General features: G+C 68.2%; 15 protein-coding genes. 10 read left to right on the forward strand and 5 right to left on the reverse strand.

What is annotated here, in order from left to right; genetic code table 11:
- The 3 genes from bcsA to F3J15_RS29800 all read left to right on the forward strand — a co-directional run.
- Positions 1-2,099: UDP-forming cellulose synthase catalytic subunit (gene bcsA, locus F3J15_RS29790; protein ID WP_166895703.1), on the forward strand; the 2,099-nt coding region annotated here is incomplete at its 5' end.
- Between the two features lie 27 nt (positions 2,100-2,126).
- On the forward strand, positions 2,127-3,683 hold the full coding sequence (bcsG, locus tag F3J15_RS29795; RefSeq protein WP_166895705.1) for a cellulose biosynthesis protein BcsG: 1,557 nt from the start codon (positions 2,127-2,129) through the stop codon (positions 3,681-3,683).
- Positions 3,665-3,862, forward strand: coding sequence for a hypothetical protein (locus F3J15_RS29800; protein ID WP_046545421.1), 198 nt, complete (start codon positions 3,665-3,667; stop codon positions 3,860-3,862). Before bcsG ends, F3J15_RS29800 begins: the two co-directional genes overlap by 19 nt.
- Before the next feature lie 59 nt (positions 3,863-3,921).
- On the opposite strand, the gene F3J15_RS29805 is transcribed toward F3J15_RS29800, so the two are convergent.
- Genes F3J15_RS29805 through F3J15_RS29820 form a run of 4 tightly spaced genes read right to left on the reverse strand, consistent with a single transcriptional unit; the run spans position 3,922 to position 7,162 of the window.
- A complete protein-coding gene (locus tag F3J15_RS29805) occupies positions 3,922-4,824 on the reverse strand; it encodes a pirin family protein (RefSeq protein ID WP_166895707.1) in 903 nt (300 codons plus the stop codon).
- A 31-nt stretch (positions 4,825-4,855) separates the two neighbouring features.
- A complete protein-coding gene (locus F3J15_RS29810; protein ID WP_069247730.1) occupies positions 4,856-5,248 on the reverse strand; it encodes an OsmC family protein in 393 nt (130 codons plus the stop codon).
- 47 nt (positions 5,249-5,295) lie between these two features.
- Positions 5,296-6,876 carry a sodium:proton antiporter gene (locus tag F3J15_RS29815; protein WP_166895709.1) on the reverse strand — a complete coding sequence of 527 codons (1,581 nt, stop codon included), beginning with the start codon at positions 6,874-6,876 and terminating at the stop codon, positions 5,296-5,298.
- 25 nt (positions 6,877-6,901) lie between these two features.
- On the reverse strand, positions 6,902-7,162 hold the full coding sequence (locus F3J15_RS29820) for a XapX domain-containing protein (protein WP_034186741.1): 261 nt from the start codon (positions 7,160-7,162) through the stop codon (positions 6,902-6,904).
- Positions 7,163-7,438: 276 nt separating this feature from the next.
- Here F3J15_RS29820 and F3J15_RS29825 point away from each other — a divergent pair, with 276 nt between their 5' ends.
- Positions 7,439-8,125 carry a hydrolase gene (locus tag F3J15_RS29825; protein WP_069247732.1) on the forward strand — a complete coding sequence of 229 codons (687 nt, stop codon included), beginning with the start codon at positions 7,439-7,441 and terminating at the stop codon, positions 8,123-8,125.
- A gap of 66 nt (positions 8,126-8,191) precedes the next feature.
- On the opposite strand, the gene F3J15_RS29830 is transcribed toward F3J15_RS29825, so the two are convergent.
- Positions 8,192-9,115: a LysR family transcriptional regulator gene (locus tag F3J15_RS29830; RefSeq protein ID WP_089445414.1), complete on the reverse strand. Its 924-nt coding sequence runs from the start codon at positions 9,113-9,115 to the stop codon at positions 8,192-8,194.
- A gap of 99 nt (positions 9,116-9,214) precedes the next feature.
- On the opposite strand from F3J15_RS29830, the gene F3J15_RS29835 reads away from it, so the two are divergent.
- The 6 genes from F3J15_RS29835 to F3J15_RS29860 are packed head-to-tail and all read left to right on the forward strand — an operon-like array spanning position 9,215 to position 14,935.
- Positions 9,215-9,382: a DUF1427 family protein gene (locus F3J15_RS29835; protein WP_043182444.1), complete on the forward strand. Its 168-nt coding sequence runs from the start codon at positions 9,215-9,217 to the stop codon at positions 9,380-9,382.
- Positions 9,383-9,400: 18 nt separating this feature from the next.
- Complete coding sequence (locus F3J15_RS29840; RefSeq protein WP_166895711.1) at positions 9,401-11,293, forward strand: amidohydrolase; 1,893 nt, start codon at positions 9,401-9,403, stop codon at positions 11,291-11,293.
- Position 11,294: 1 nt separating this feature from the next.
- Positions 11,295-11,750, forward strand: a complete 456-nt coding sequence (locus F3J15_RS29845) for a DoxX family protein (protein WP_166895714.1) — start codon at positions 11,295-11,297, stop codon at positions 11,748-11,750.
- Between the two features lie 40 nt (positions 11,751-11,790).
- Positions 11,791-12,705 (forward strand): VOC family protein, encoded by a 915-nt coding sequence (locus F3J15_RS29850; RefSeq protein WP_166895716.1) that lies wholly within the window; start codon positions 11,791-11,793, stop codon positions 12,703-12,705.
- Positions 12,702-13,400 carry a YoaK family protein gene (locus F3J15_RS29855; protein WP_166895717.1) on the forward strand — a complete coding sequence of 233 codons (699 nt, stop codon included), beginning with the start codon at positions 12,702-12,704 and terminating at the stop codon, positions 13,398-13,400. Before F3J15_RS29850 ends, F3J15_RS29855 begins: the two co-directional genes overlap by 4 nt.
- On the forward strand, positions 13,397-14,935 hold the full coding sequence (locus F3J15_RS29860) for an alginate export family protein (RefSeq protein ID WP_166895719.1): 1,539 nt from the start codon (positions 13,397-13,399) through the stop codon (positions 14,933-14,935). The genes F3J15_RS29855 and F3J15_RS29860 overlap by 4 nt, the downstream gene beginning before the upstream one ends.
- The last annotated feature ends 16 nt before the right edge of the window (positions 14,936-14,951 follow it).

Consider the following 14,951-nt stretch of genomic DNA (forward strand, 5'->3'; position numbering starts at 1 on the left):
GCTGGCTCGCGCCGCTGCTGCTGATCGCCGGCGCGCTGCTGTGGGCCGCGGCCGGGATGTCGCCGCTGATGCCGGGCGCGCAGTTCGCGTTCTTCGCGATCGTCGCGGTGCTGGCGCTCGCGCTGCGCCGCCTGCCGGGCCACCTGCCGACGCTCGCGCTCGCGTCGCTCGCGCTGCTCGCGACGGTGCGCTACGTGTGGTGGCGCACCACGCAGACGCTCGATTTCCGCGGCCCCGTCGAGGCCGTCGCCGGCTACCTGCTGTACGGCGCGGAAGCCTATACGTGGATGATCCTGCTGCTCGGCTTCGTGCAGACCGCGTGGCCGCTCGACCGGCCGATCGTGCCGCTGCCCGACGATCCCGACACCTGGCCGACCGTCGACATCTACATCCCGACCTACAACGAGCCGCTATCGGTCGTGAAGCCGACCGTCTTCGCCGCGCAGAGCATCGACTGGCCGAGCGCGAAGCTGCGCGTGTATCTGCTCGACGACGGCAAGCGCCCCGAATTCGAGGCGTTCGCGCGCGAGGCCGGCATCGACTACGTGACGCGCGACGACAACCGCCACGCAAAGGCCGGCAACATCAACCGCGCGCTGCCGAAGACGCACGGCGAATACATCGCGATCTTCGACTGCGATCACGTGCCGACGCGCTCGTTCCTGCAGACGACGATGGGCGTGTTCCTGCGCGACCCGAAGTGCGCGCTCGTGCAGACGCCGCACCATTTCTTCTCGCCCGATCCGTTCGAGCGCAACCTCGGCACGTTCCGCGAGATCCCGAACGAAGGCAACCTGTTCTACGGCCTCGTGCAGTCGGGCAACGACCTGTGGAACGCGACGTTCTTCTGCGGCTCGTGCGCGGTGCTCAAGCGCAGCGCGCTGGAAGAGGTGGGCGGCGTCGCGGTCGAGACCGTGACCGAGGATGCGCACACGGCGCTCAAGCTGCACCGGCGCGGCTATACGTCGGCGTACCTGCCGACCGTGCAGGCGGCCGGCCTCGCGACCGAGAGCCTCGCGGGCCACGTGAAGCAGCGCACGCGCTGGGCGCGCGGGATGGCGCAGATCTTCCGCATCGACAACCCGTTTCTCGGGCGCGGGCTCGGCCTCATCCAGCGGATCTGCTACGGCAACGCGATGCTGCATTTCTTCTACGGGATTCCGCGGCTGGTGTTCCTGACTATCCCGCTCGCGTACCTGTTCTTCCACCTGTACTTCATCAACGCGTCGGCGCTCGCGCTCGCGAGCTACGTGATCCCGTACCTCGTGCTCGCGAACGTCGCGAACTCGCGGATGCAGGGGCGCTACCGCCATTCGTTCTGGGCCGAGGTCTACGAGTCGGTGCTCGCGTGGTACATCGCGCTGCCGACCACCGTCGCGTTCTTCAGCCCGAAGCACGGCAAGTTCAACGTGACCGACAAGGGCGGCAAGATCGACGAAGGCTACGTCGACTGGTCGACGTCGAAGCCGTATCTGGTGCTGTTCGGGATGAACGTGCTCGCGATCCTCGCCGGCCTGTGGCGGCTGGTGGTCGAGCAGGGCGACGAGGCATCGACGATCCTGATCACGCTCGGCTGGACCGTGTACAACCTCGCGATGCTCGGCGCCGCGCTGGCCGTGGCGCGCGAGACCAAGCAGGTGCGCGTCACGCACCGGATCGCGATGCGCGTGCCGGCCATGCTGCTGCTCGCCGACGGTTCGACGGCCGCGTGCTTCACGAGCGACTACTCGACCGGCGGCCTCGGCCTAGAAGCGGTGCCGGGGCTCCCGCTTGCCGTCGGCGACACGCTGACGGTGTGCGTGACGCGCGGCGACCGGTCGTTCCCGTTCCCGGTGCGCGTGAGCCGCGTGACGCCGACCCATGTCGGCGTGAGCTTCGACGAACTCACGCTCGAACAGGAGCGCCAGCTCGTGCAATGCACGTTCGGCCGCGCGGACGCGTGGCTCGACTGGCACGAAGGCCAGCGGGTCGACACGCCGCTCGGCGGGTTGAAGGAAGTGTTGCGTATCGGCCTGGACGGCAACGTACGGATGTGGAAGGGTGCGGCGCGCGGCCTGCTGGCCATGCTGGCGCCGAAACTCGATCGGGCGCGCGACTGACGCGGCGCTCATCATGGAGTGGGTTAGATGACGTTCTGGAATCTGTATTTCATCCTGAAGTTCGCGCTGTTCGCGACCGGGCACCTGCAGCCGTTCTGGCTCGCGAACCTCGCGTTCGCGGTGGCGCTCGCCGCGAGCGCACCGATCCGGCGGCGCGCGTGGCGCATCGTCCGGCAGGTCGTGGCGATCGCGATCGCGGTGCCGCTGCTCGCGCGCGAGATGCATGCGCCGCCGCTCGCGCGGCTCGCCGAGGCCGCGCGCGAAGTGAGCACGTTCCGCTTCGAGTACTGGATGGAGCTGCTGCCGCGCCTGCTGCCGCCGGTGCTGCTACTGACGGTGGCCGGCGCGCTGATCGTCTACTTCATCGTCAATCGCTGGCTGCGCGTCGCGACGTTCGTGCTGGCCGTGCTGATCGTGATGCCGTTGTGGCAGGCCGGCAGCGGGCTGATGGCGCGCGTCGTCGCACCGCTTCCGCAGCAGGCGACCGCGACGGGCACGACGCTCGCCGGCCAGCCGGAGGATCACAACGCCGCGCTCGCGACGTTCCGCACGCAGGAATCGCAGCGGCAGGTCGCGTTCGGCCATCTCGGCAACGATCCGGCCGCGCAGTTCGACGTGATCGTGCTGCACATCTGCTCGCTGTCGTGGGACGACCTCGATGCCGCGAAGGTGCGCAATCACCCGATGCTGAGTCACTTCGACTACCTGTTCAATAACTTCAGCACGGCCGCGAGCTACAGCGGCCCGGCCGCGATTCGCGTGCTGCGCGCGAGCTGCGGGCAGGAAGCGCACGCCGACCTGTACAAGCCGGCGCCGCAGCAGTGCTACCTGTTCTCGCAGCTGGCGAGCGCGGGCTACAAGGTGCAGTCGCTGCTGAACCACGACGGCCACTTCGACAACTTCCTGCAGGTGATCCACGACAACATCGGCGTGCCCGACGCGCCGCCGGTGTCGAACGCGGCCGCGCCCGTCGCGATGCACGCGTTCGACGGCTCGGAGATCAAGAGCGACTACGCGACGCTCGCGAACTGGTACGCGCAGCGCGCGTCGGTGCCGGGCCCGGTTGCGCTGTACTACAACACGATCAGCCTGCACGACGGCAACCGCGTCGTCGGCAGTTCGCTGACGAGCATCGACTCGTATCCGCAGCGCGTGACGAAGTTGATGGACGACTTCGATCACCTCGCCGACCTGATCGCGCAATCGGGCCGCCGCGCGGTGATTGTGTTCGTGCCCGAGCACGGCGCCGCGCTGCGCGGCGACAAGTACCAGGTCGCGGGCCTGCGCGAGATCCCGACGCCGCGCATCGTGCACGGGCCGGTCGGCGTGCGGCTCGTCGGCTTTACCGGCAACCACGGCGCGACGACCGTGATCGACCAGCCGACCAGCTTCCTCGCGCTCGCGCAACTGCTGTCGAACCTCGTGTCGAACAGCCCGTTCAAGCCGGGCACGACGCTCGCGCAGTACGCGGCCGACCTGCCGCGCACGCGGATGGTGGGCGAGAACGAGGGCACGGTGACGATGCAGACGGCCGCGGGCTACTCGGTGAAAACTCCGGATGGCGTATGGATCGACGAACAGTAATTCTCCCCGCCGACAGCGACGATGATCGCCTGTCGCAACCGAACGACGTGCTCGGCCTCGCGCGGCACCTGCCGGCGCTCGATCCCGAGCGTTACGTCGACGAGCAGGCGCGCCGCGCGTTCATCGAGTCGCTCGATCGGTGGCCGACGCTTGCGAAGCTGATGGGATTGAAGCGGTAAACGCACAACGGCCGGCAGGTGTGCCGGCCGTTGCGTTGCCTGCCTGCGAGCGAACCCGCTTACTGCGCGTTGTTACCTTGTTGCGCCTTGCGTTCCGGCTGGCGCGTCCACTCGTTTTCTTCGCCCGGCACCTTGCCGAAGGTCTGATCGGCCCACGCCGCACGGGCCGCATCGATCTTCGCGCGCGCGCTCGATACGAAATTCCATTCGATGAAGCGCTCGCCCGGCAGGTGCGCACCGCCGAGCAGCATCACGCGCGCGCCGTTCGTGCTGGCGAGCGCCGCGGTCGCGCCGGGTTCGAGCACGGCCATCGTCGCGGGGGCGAGCGGCGTGCCGTCGATCGAGAGATCGCCGTCGACGAGGTAGACGCCGCGCTCCTCATGTTCGGCATCGAGCGCCAGCGTGCCGCCTGCCGCGAATTCCGCATACGCATAGAGCGTGGGCGAGAACACGGCGACCGGCGACGTGAGCCCGAACGCGGTCCCCGCGATCACGCGCACGCTCGCCCCGTCGCGCGTGAACGACGGCAACGTGTCGGCCGCGTGATGGACGAACGCGGGCGCGGTGTCCTCATGCTCGACCGGCAGCGCGACCCAGGTCTGGATCCCGTGGACCGGCTGATCGCGCGGCCGGTCTTCGTCGGGCGAACGCTCCGAATGCACGATGCCGCGGCCGGCGGTCATCCAGTTCACGTCGCCCGGCACGATCTTCTGCCGGAAGCCGAGGCTGTCGTGGTGCATCAGCGAACCGTCGAACAGGTAGGTGACGGTCGCGAGGCCGATGTGCGGATGCGGCAGCACGTCGATGCCGCTGCCGGCCGGCAGCACCGCCGGCCCCATCTCGTCGAAGAAGATGAACGGGCCGACGAGGCGGGCGGCGCGCGCGGGCAGCACGCGGCGCACGACGAGGTTGCCGATGTCGCTTTCGCGCGGCGTGAGCAGGGTCTTGATCGAGGTGGACATGGTGGGGATCTGGTAGTCGAGGCGGGGCGCGTCAGGCGATCGCCGTGTCGATGGTGATCGGATGCGTGAGGATCTTGTGCACCGGGCACGCGTTCGCGATCTGCAGCAGCCGTTCGCGCTGTTCGCCGGACAGGTCGCCTTCCAGCGTGATGCGGCGCACGATCGTGCTGCCCGCGCTGCCCGATTCGTGCGCGAGCTTCACGTGCACTTCGGTGAGCGGCCAGCCCTTGCGCTGCGCATACATCTTCAGCGTGATCGCGGTGCACGCGCCGAGGCTCGACAGCAGCAGCGCGACGGGCGTGGGCGCCGCATCGCCGCCGCCGAGCGAGGCCGGTTCGTCGGCGCGCCACTGGTGGACGCCATCGCTGAAGTGGACGAGGTAATCGACGGAGCCGATGCTCGCTTCGACGGACAGTTCGCTCATTGCAGTTCCATGTGAAAAAGGGGGAGGTCCGGCAGATGGGCCGGGCGTCACGGTTCGAGCAGCCGCTGCAGCCGCAGTTCCTCGAAATCGAGTTCCGATTCGATCCGGTGCAGCACGGCGTCGTCGACCTTGCCGTCGCGATGCAGGTCGAGCAGCGCGCGGCGCGACACGCCGACGAGTTCGAGCTCGACGCGCAGCATGCGCGCCCGTACGTTGGCCGGTTCGGCGCCGTGGCGATGCGCGCGTTCGTTGAAGGTGACGCGATTCCGGTATTCGGCGAGCAGGCGGTCGAGCGACGGCCGCTCGAGGGTCGACCCGCGCTGCTCGAGCGCGTCGAGTTCGGCGAGCGCCGCGCCGAACGCATGCGCGCGCACCGCATGCTCGGACATCGTGTGCCGCGCGGCCGGGCGCAGCTTCAGCACGCGGATCAGCGGCGCGAGCGTGCCGCCCTGCACGACGAGCGTGGCGATGATCAGCAGGAACGTGCTGAACAGGATCAGGTCGCGGCCGGGGAAATTGGCGGGCAGCGCGATCGCGGCCGCGAGGCTCACGACGCCGCGCATGCCCGACCAGCCGAGTACGACGGCTTCACGCCACGACCACGGTGCGTGGCCGGCGCGCGGCGCGCGCAGGCGGCCCGGCAGCCACATCGCGACGAACACCCAGACGATGCGCGCGGCGATCGCGGCGGCGGTGGCGGGCAGCGCGACGCGCAGGCCGGCCATCAGCACCGCGCCTTCGTGGTTCACGCGCGCGAGGATCGCGTGCAGCGCGAGGCCGATCAGGATGAACACGAGCGCGTCGAGCACGAACACGATCGCTTCCCAGGTCGCCTTCGCCTTGATCCGCATGTCGGCGTCGAACACGCGATGCTGGCGCACGCCGAGCACGAGGCCGCAGGTGACGACCGACAGCACGCCCGAGCCGTCGACGGCTTCCGCGATCCCGTAGCTGCCCCACGCCATCGCGAAGGTCACGACGATGCCGAGCATCGGGTCGCGCAGGCGCGGCAGCACCCAGCTCATCGCATGGCCGCACGCGAGACCGACCGCGATGCCGATCAGCGTGAGCGAGAAGAACAGGCCGGTGGCGCTCGCGGCCGTGATCGACACGGCGAGCGCGGCCGACACGGCCATCTGGTACAGCAGCAGGCCCGACGCATCGTTGACGAGGCTTTCGCCTTCGAGCACCGCGACGAGCCGCGCGGGCAGCGGGTGGCGCTGCAGGATCGCCTTCGCGGCGACCGCATCGGGCGGCGACACGATCGCGCCGAGCGTGAAGCAGGCGGCCCATGGCAGCGCCGGGTTCACCGCATGCACGGCGAGCGCGACCGCGACGGTCGTGAACACCACGGCGCCGAGCGCGAGCGATGCGATCGATGCAAGCTCCTGCCGGAATTCCTTCCACGCGGTGTAGAACCCGCTCGACATCAGCAGCGGCGGCAGCACGGCCGCGAGCAGCAGCGCCGGGTCCATGTCGGGCACGCGCTTGCCGGCGACCGCGACCGCGCAGCCGCCGAGCAGCAGCACGACGGCCGGCGGAATCGAAATCCGTTCGGCGAGCCACGTGAGTGCGCCGGCCCCGCAGATCAACAGCAGCAGGTAATGAAACAGTTCGACGTTGGTCATGCGTGGCCGGTGATGAACGATTGCGTCACGACGGCTTGCGATCGTTCGTGGTGCCGCCGGGCAGTGCGCCGAACATGTGCTGGCTGCATTGTGCATCGCGCCAAGCGGTGTTCAGCCGGTGTCCGGAAAGCATCCGGCGCGCGACGGGCAGGATCTGTTCGCCGGCCAGCATGCCGAGCAGGCCGGTGAGCGCGATGATCGGCGGCGCCGGCGAGTTCACGCCGAGCGCGCCGTAGATGACACCGGCGAGGATGCCGGCAAGCAGCGACAGGAAATACGGTTTCATGGCGGGCGTCCCGTGATGGCAGACGAGCGGCGCGGGGCGCGCCGTCAAGATTTCGAAAGCGTATCGGGTTTGCGTGAAGAATAAAAGGGCGGGCAGCCCCGAACAGGCATCGATTCAGGAATCGGATCGATTCCGTTCCTTGGGTGTTCGCGCCGCGCGTTTGCGGCTTAAATGTTTCGGCCCGGACGACGATCCGGAGCTGACGTACCTCCGGCTCCTCCCGTTCAGACGGTCGAGGCAGGCCCCCCTTTTTTCGTTTACAGGACACCTTGCGCCATGAGCAATCCGAAACTTGAAGTACTGACGCCGCAGAACAGCCAGCTGATCTTCATCGACCAGCAGCCGCAAATGGCGTTCGGCGTGCAGTCGATCGATCGCCAGACGCTGAAGAACAACGTCGTCGGGCTCGCGAAGGCCGCCAAGGCGTTCAACGTGCCGACCACCATCACGACGGTCGAGACCGAGGCCTTCTCCGGCCATACCTTCCCCGAGCTGCTCGACGTGTTCCCGAACCAGAAGACGCTCGAACGCACGTCGATGAACTCGTGGGACGACCAGAAGGTGCGCGACGCGCTGGCCGCGAATGGCCGCAAGAAGGTGGTCGTGTCGGGTCTCTGGACGGAAGTCTGCAATACCACGTTCGCACTGTGCGCGATGCTCGAAGGCGATTACGAGATCTACATGGTGGCCGACGCATCGGGCGGCACGTCGCAGGCCGCGCACGACTTCGCGATGCAGCGGATGGTGCAGGCCGGTGTCGTGCCCGTCACGTGGCAGCAGGTGCTGCTCGAATGGCAGCGCGACTGGGCGCGCCGCGACAGCTACGACGCGGTGATGGCGATCGCGAAGGAGCACTCGGGTGCGTACGGGATGGGCGTCGACTACGCGTACACGATGGTTCACAAGGCCGCGCAACGCACCGCAACGCCGCACGAGTCGCTCGCGGCAGTACCGGCGAAGTAACGGACACCGGCCACGATCGCGGCAACGGCCGGCCGCGGCGATCTGCTGTCGCCGGCCGTCGCCCGCTCAGGCTGCAGGCAGCGCCCACGGCGCGCGCGCGAAGTGCTCCGCGAGGAAGTCGAGCAGCACCGTCACGCGCGCGGCGCGCAGCATGCCCGGCGGCGTGACGAGGTTGACGTTGATGTCAGCGATCTTCCAGTCGGCCATCACTTCCTCGAGCTCGCCGCGCTGCATCGCGTCCCACACCAGGAACTCGGGCTGCAGCGCGAGGCCATGACCGGCGATGAGCGCGGGGACGATCACGTCCGCGTTGTTGGTGCGAATGCGGCCGTGCACGGATACGCCGACCTCGTCGCCCGATGCCGCGTGGCGGAAGCGCCAGTGTTCGGGTGTCGGCAGGTTCGTGTAGGTGAGGCACACGTGCTGTTCGAGGTCGCGCGGGTGCGCGGGGCGGCCGCGCCGGTCGAGGTACGCGGGCGACGCGACGAGCGGCCGGCGCACCGCGCACAGCCGGCGCGAGCGCAGCGACGAATCGCTCAGCTCGGCGATGCGGATCGCGACGTCGAAGCCGCCGGACACGATGTCGACGATGTGATCGGTGAGCACGAGGTCGATGTCGACGCGCGGATAGCGTTCGAGAAACGCGGGCAGCACCGGCGACAGGTGACGCACCCCGAACGACATCGGCGCATTCACGCGCACCAGGCCGTGCGGTTCGAGCGCCTGTGCGGACGCTTCGCTCTCGATCAGTTCCGCATCGGCGAGCAGGCGGATCGCGCGATCGCGCAGCAGTTCGCCGGTCGGCGTGAGCGACAGCTTGCGCGACGTGCGGTACAGCAGCATCGCGCCGAGGCGTTTTTCGAGGCGCGCAATGGCCTTCGACACCGTCGGCTGCGATACGCCGAGCAGGTCGGCGGCTTTCGCGAACGAGCCCGTCTCCGCGACGCGCGCAAAGATGGCCCAGGCTTCGAGATCAGGAAGGTATTGCATGGTCGGGATGAATGGCAGGGAAGCGGAACGGATGCAGCGCACCGCGAAAGCGGGCGTGCGATGCAGGTGATTCTAATCCGGCCGGGAGAAAAAATCGTTATGGAATCTTATCTACTTTCGTTGGGCGCCGGCGTGCTGATCGGCGTCGTGTACAGCGTGATCAAGGTGCGTTCGCCGGCACCGCCGCTGATCGCGCTGGTCGGCCTGGCCGGCATGCTGATCGGCGCCCAGGCCATCGCGCCGGTCCGTCACTGGCTCGGCTTCTGACCGCATCGAGGACACTTCATGAGCGCAACCGCTACTCAACCCGATCTCATCCTGCACAACGGGCGCATCACGACGCTCGATCGTGCGAACCCCGTCGCCACCGCCGTGGCGATCAAGGACGGCCGCTTCGTCGCGGTCGGCTCCGATGCCGACATCGTGCCGCTCGCGGGCCGCGCGACGAAAGTCGTCGATCTCGATTGCCGCAGCGTGCTGCCGGGCCTGATCGACAACCACACGCACGTGATTCGCGGCGGCCTGAACTACAACCTCGAGCTGCGCTGGGATGGCGTGCGTTCGCTCGCGGTCGCGATGGAAATGCTGAAGCAGCAGGTCGCGATCACGCCTGCGCCGCAATGGGTGCGCGTGGTCGGCGGCTTCACCGAACACCAGTTCGTCGAGAAGCGCCTGCCGACGATCGACGAACTCAATGCGGTCGCGCCCGATACGCCCGTGTTCATCCTGCACCTGTACGACCGCGCGCTGCTGAACGCGGCCGCGCTGCGCGTGGTGGGCTACACGAAGGACACGCCCGAGCCGCCGGGCGGCACGATCCTGCGCGACGCCGCGGGCAACCCGACCGGCCTGCTGCTCGCGAACCCGAACGCGACGATCCTCTACGCGACGCTCGCAAAAGGCCCGAAGCTGCCGTTCGAGTATCAGTACAACTCGACGCGCCATTTCATGCGCGAACTCAATCGCCTTGGCGTGACGGGCGTGATCGACGCAGGCGGCGGGTCGCAGAATTATCCCGACGATTACGAGGTGATCCGCAAGCTGCACGACGCGGGCGAGATGACGATCCGCATCGCGTACAACCTGTTCACGCAGAAGCCGAATGCGGAGAAGGAAGACTTCGTGAACTGGACGAAGAGCGTCAAGTACCACGACGGCACCGACTACTTCCGCCACAACGGCGCGGGCGAGATGCTGGTGTTTTCGGCGGCCGATTTCGAGGATTTCCGCGTCGCGCGCCCGGACCTGCCGGCGCAGATGGAAGACGATCTCGAAGGCGTCGTGCGCGTGCTCGCGCAGAACCGCTGGCCGTGGCGCATGCATGCGACCTACGACGAAACGATCAGCCGTGCGCTCGACGTGTTCGAGAAGGTCAACGAGGATATCCCGCTCGACGGACTGAACTGGTTCTTCGACCACGCCGAAACGATCTCGGAACGCTCGATGGACCGCATCGCCGCGCTCGGCGGCGGCATTGCGGTGCAGCACCGGATGGCGTACCAGGGCGAATACTTCGTCGAGCGCTACGGCGCGCAAGCCGCGGAGGCGACGCCGCCCGTCGCGAAGATGCTCGAGAAGGGGCTCAAGGTGTCGGCCGGCACCGACGCGACGCGGGTGGCGTCGTACAACCCGTGGGTGTCGCTCGCGTGGCTCGTGACGGGCAAGACGGTCGGCGGGATGCGGATGTACCCGCAGCGCAACCTGCTCGATCGCGAGACCGCGCTGCGCATGTGGACCGAGTACGTGACGTGGTTCTCGAACGAAGTCGGCCGCAAAGGACGCATCGCGGTCGGGCAACTCGCCGACCTGATGGTCCCCGATCGCGATTTCTTCACGTGCGCGGAGGACGATATCGTCGATACGACTGCATTGCTGACGGTGGTCGGCGGCCGGATCGTGTGGGGGGCGGGTCCGTTCGCGTCGCACGACGCGCCGATTCCGCCCGCGATGCCGGACTGGTCGCCGGTGCGCGAGTACGGCGGCTACGGTGGCTGGGGCGCGACGCAGAGCAACGGCGCGCCGCTGCAGCGCGCCGCGGCGGCCGCCGCGCAGTGCGGTTGCGCAAGCGCGTGCGGCCTGCACGGCCATGCACACGCGAACGCGTGGAGCCGCGCGTTGCCGACGTCGGACGCAAAGGGGTTCTGGGGCGCGTTCGGCTGTTCGTGCTGGGCGGTCTGACATGGCGACCCCGACCCATCACACCGGCACCGGCAATCCGGCGTGGGTCCGCGCGCTGCTCGCGCAGCCGTGGGTCCTGCCGCTCGCGCGGCTGGCGCTGGTGTCCGCGTACCTGATCGGCGGCGTCGCGAAGGCGCTGGACTTCAATGGCGCGGTCGCGGAGCAGGCGCATTTCGGGCTGCAGCCGGCCACGCTATGGGCGGCGTTCGCGATCGCGGTCGAGATCGCCGGCTCGCTGTGCATCGTGCTGGGTCGCTTTACGTGGCTCGGCGCGGGCAGCCTCGGTATGCTGACGCTGGTCGCGATGGCGGTGGCCAACGATTTCTGGAACCGCACGGGCGCCGAGCATTTCATGGCACTCAACAGCTTTTTCGAGCATCTCGGGCTGATCGCCGCACTCGTGCTCGCGACGCTGCTCGCCGATGCGAAGCGCGCGGACGGCGACGGCCGCGCGTGACCGGTTGCACCATTCGATGACACAACAAGGAAACCTGATCATGATGACCATTCGATCCGCACTGTGCGCGCTGACGATCGCGGCCGGCTGCGTCGCGGCGCCGGCGACGTTCGCGAAACCGCCGGTTCCGACGCCGCCGGTGCCGGTGCTGGCCGTCGGGCCGCAGTACGACACGACGCACGTGTGCGTGGCGCCGGAAGACTTCGACCGCTTCACCGACAGCTTCGTCGCGACGTTCGGCGGCAAGAAGTCGAAGCAGGGCGTGTTCCAGGTCACGCCGACGCCGAGCCAGACGATGTCGCAGCTCGTGCTCACGCCGGTCGGCACGGTGTCGGTGTTCGGCTTCAAGACGCCGATCCCGTATCCGTTCTGCGCGGAGCGCACCGGTTATCTCGTCACCGACATGGACGTCGCGATGAAGACGGCGCGCGCACACGGCGCGGACGTGATCGTCGACACGTTCCCCGATCCGATCGGCCGCGACGCGATCATCCGCTGGACCGGCGGGCTGAACATGCAACTCTATTGGCATACCGAAGCGCCGCATTACGACGCGCTGGAGACGGTGCCCGAGAACCGCGTGTACGTGTCGCCGGAAAGCGTGCACAAGCTGGTTCACGATTTCGTCAAGTTCTCGAATGGCAAGGTGGTATCCGACACCCTCAAGGCGCCGGGCACCGAGATCGGCCGGCCGAACGACACGTATCGCCGCATTCGAATCGAATCGGGCTTCGGCAAGATGACTGTGCTCGTGACCGACGGCCACCTGCCGTATCCGTACGGGCATGAAATGACAGGCTATGAAGTCGCCGATCTCGCCGCGACGCTGAAGAAGGCGCAGGCCGCGGGGGTGACCGTGCTTGTGCCGCCGTTCACGTCGGACGGCCGTGACGCGGCGCTCGTGCAGTTCCCGGGCGGCTACGTCGCCGAGATCCATGCGAGCGCGGCGCGATGAAGCACGAGGACACGATCCTTGCCGCGGTGGCCGGCTTCGTCGACACGCTGAGCTTCGTCGCGCTGTTCGGGCTGTTCACCGCGCACGTGACGGGCAACTTCGTGCTGATCGGCGCGGGCATCGCGGGCTTCGGCCAGGGCGTCGTGCTGAAGCTCAGCGTGTTTCCCGCGTTCGTGTGCGGCGTGATCGCGAGCAGCCTGATCGCGCGGTCGATGTCCGGGCGGCCCGCCTGGCAGGGCACGCGCGCGCTGCATGCGGTGCAGGCCGTGCTGCTGCTCGGCTTCTGTGCAGCCGGCGTGTGGGCGACGCCCGTCACGCAGCCCGACAGCTTGCCGGCGCTCGTGGCCGGCATCGTCGGCACGTTCGCGATGGGCGTGCAGAACGCGCATCCGCGCGTGATTGCGCGCGCCGGCGGCGTGCCGAACACGGTGATGACCGGTAACGTCACACAGGCGATTCTCGACGCGGTCGACATGCTGTCCGCTGGCACCGCCGATGCCGCGCGCGCGGCGGCGCGGGCGCGCTTCGGCAAGATGCTGCCGGCGATCGTCGCGTTCGCGCTCGGCGCCGCATGCGGCGCGCTCGGGTTTCGCTTTGTCGGGTTCCTCGCGCTGCTCGCGCCGGTCGGCGCGCTCGCGACGCTTGCGCTGTGCGCGGCACAAATGGCGGGTACGACCACACAGGAGCGCGCATGATCGAGCGGGGAGGGAGGAGACATCACCACCAGCACGCAGTACGAGCCGCGCGCGTGTCGATCGTCGCGGGGCTGCTGTTCGCGGGCGCCGACGCAGCATGCGCGCAAACGGCGGCGGCATCGACGCCGGCTTCCACGCCGGTGCAGGAACCGGCGCCGGCCGCGTCATCGGCCACGCCAACGACATCGGCAACGACAACCGCCGCTGCCGCATCGACCTGCACGGCCAAGCGCCCCGTGGTGCTGTTCAACCGCTGGCAGGAAGACTGGTCGGTGCTCGCGAATCCGTGCGTGCCGCGCGCGCCGCTCGACGGCCTGAAATACATGCCGCTCGGCAACGATCCGGCCTCCTATCTATCGCTCGGCGTGAACGTGCGCGAGCGTCTCGAGACCAATGATGCGCCGCTGTTCGGGATCGGCTCCGCGCAATCGGATACGTACCTGATCCAGCGCATCGAAGTGCATGCCGATGCGCATCTCGGCCAGCACTGGCAGTTTTTCGTGCAGTTGCAGGACGCCCGCGCGTTCGGCAAGAACACGGTGTCGCCGGTCGACAAGAACCCGCTCGATCTCGAGCAGGCGTTCGCGACCTACACGGGCGCACTCGGCGGCGGCACGTTCAAGTTCCGCGTCGGCCGCCAGGAGATGGCGTTCGACTTGCAGCGTTTCATCGCCACGCGCGACGGCCCGAACGTACGGCAGGCGTTCGATGCGGTCTGGGCCGTTTACGAGTACCAGAAGTGGCGCTTCATCGGCTATGCGACGCAGCCGGTGCAGAACCGCAACGCGTCCGATTTCGACGACGTGTCGAATCGCGATCTCACGTTCAGCGGCGTGCGCTTCGAGCGGCAGTCGGTCGGGCCGGGCGACCTGTCCGGCTATTGGTCGCGCTACAACCGCAACAACGCGCGGTTCCTCGATGCGAGCGGTCCCGAGCATCGCGACGTGTGGGACGTGCGCTACACGGGCACACTGGGGCGCTTCGACTGGGATCTCGAAACGATGCTGCAGACCGGCACGGTCGGCAACGCGACGATCGGGGCGTGGGCCGTCGGTTCGATCGCCGGCTACAAGCTCGATGCGCCGTGGTCGCCGCGCATCGCGCTGCAGGTCGACGCGGCGTCGGGCGACCGGCATCCGCACGACGGCCGTGTGAGCACCTTCAACCCGCTGTTTCCGAACGGCTATTACTTCACGCTGGCCGGCTATACGAGTTACGCGAACCTGATTCACGTGAAGCCGTCCGTGACGCTGAAGCCGTCGGCGAACCTGTCGCTGCTCGGTGCGCTCGGCTTCCAGTGGCGCGAGACGACCGGCGACGCCGTCTATCAGCAGCCGAACATCCCGGTGCCGGGCACGGCGGGCAAGGGCGGGTTGTGGACCGGGATGTACGTGCAGCTGCGGGCGGACTGGACGATTGCCGCGAACCTGATCGGTGCGATCGAGGCCGTGCATTTCCAGGTCGGAGATGCGATCCGCCAGGCGGGCGGGCACAACGCCGACTATGTCGGCGTCGAGCTGAAGTATGGGTGGTAGCACGCGCGCCGCGGCG

Origin of the sequence: Burkholderia sp. Ap-955 (assembly GCF_011753045.1) — a bacterium.
Classification (GTDB): Bacteria; Pseudomonadota; Gammaproteobacteria; order Burkholderiales; family Burkholderiaceae; genus Burkholderia; species Burkholderia lata_D.

Bases quoted from the DNA above. Each gene is read 5' to 3' on its own strand.
- bcsG (WP_166895705.1), top strand. From the start codon at position 2,127: ATGACGTTCTGGAATCTGTATTTCATCCTGAAGTTCGCGCTGTTCGCG.
- F3J15_RS29845 (WP_166895714.1), top strand. From the start codon at position 11,295: ATGGCGACCCCGACCCATCACACCGGCACCGGCAATCCGGCGTGGGTC.
- F3J15_RS29825 (WP_069247732.1), top strand. From the start codon at position 7,439: ATGAGCAATCCGAAACTTGAAGTACTGACGCCGCAGAACAGCCAGCTG.
- F3J15_RS29815 (WP_166895709.1), bottom strand. From the start codon at position 6,876: ATGACCAACGTCGAACTGTTTCATTACCTGCTGCTGTTGATCTGCGGG.
- F3J15_RS29855 (WP_166895717.1), top strand. From the start codon at position 12,702: ATGAAGCACGAGGACACGATCCTTGCCGCGGTGGCCGGCTTCGTCGAC.
- F3J15_RS29860 (WP_166895719.1), top strand. From the start codon at position 13,397: ATGATCGAGCGGGGAGGGAGGAGACATCACCACCAGCACGCAGTACGA.
- F3J15_RS29805 (WP_166895707.1), bottom strand. From the start codon at position 4,824: ATGTCCACCTCGATCAAGACCCTGCTCACGCCGCGCGAAAGCGACATC.
- F3J15_RS29835 (WP_043182444.1), top strand. From the start codon at position 9,215: ATGGAATCTTATCTACTTTCGTTGGGCGCCGGCGTGCTGATCGGCGTC.
- F3J15_RS29800 (WP_046545421.1), top strand. From the start codon at position 3,665: ATGGATCGACGAACAGTAATTCTCCCCGCCGACAGCGACGATGATCGC.
- F3J15_RS29820 (WP_034186741.1), bottom strand. From the start codon at position 7,162: ATGAAACCGTATTTCCTGTCGCTGCTTGCCGGCATCCTCGCCGGTGTC.
- F3J15_RS29840 (WP_166895711.1), top strand. From the start codon at position 9,401: ATGAGCGCAACCGCTACTCAACCCGATCTCATCCTGCACAACGGGCGC.
- F3J15_RS29810 (WP_069247730.1), bottom strand. From the start codon at position 5,248: ATGAGCGAACTGTCCGTCGAAGCGAGCATCGGCTCCGTCGATTACCTC.
- F3J15_RS29850 (WP_166895716.1), top strand. From the start codon at position 11,791: ATGATGACCATTCGATCCGCACTGTGCGCGCTGACGATCGCGGCCGGC.
- F3J15_RS29830 (WP_089445414.1), bottom strand. From the start codon at position 9,115: ATGCAATACCTTCCTGATCTCGAAGCCTGGGCCATCTTTGCGCGCGTC.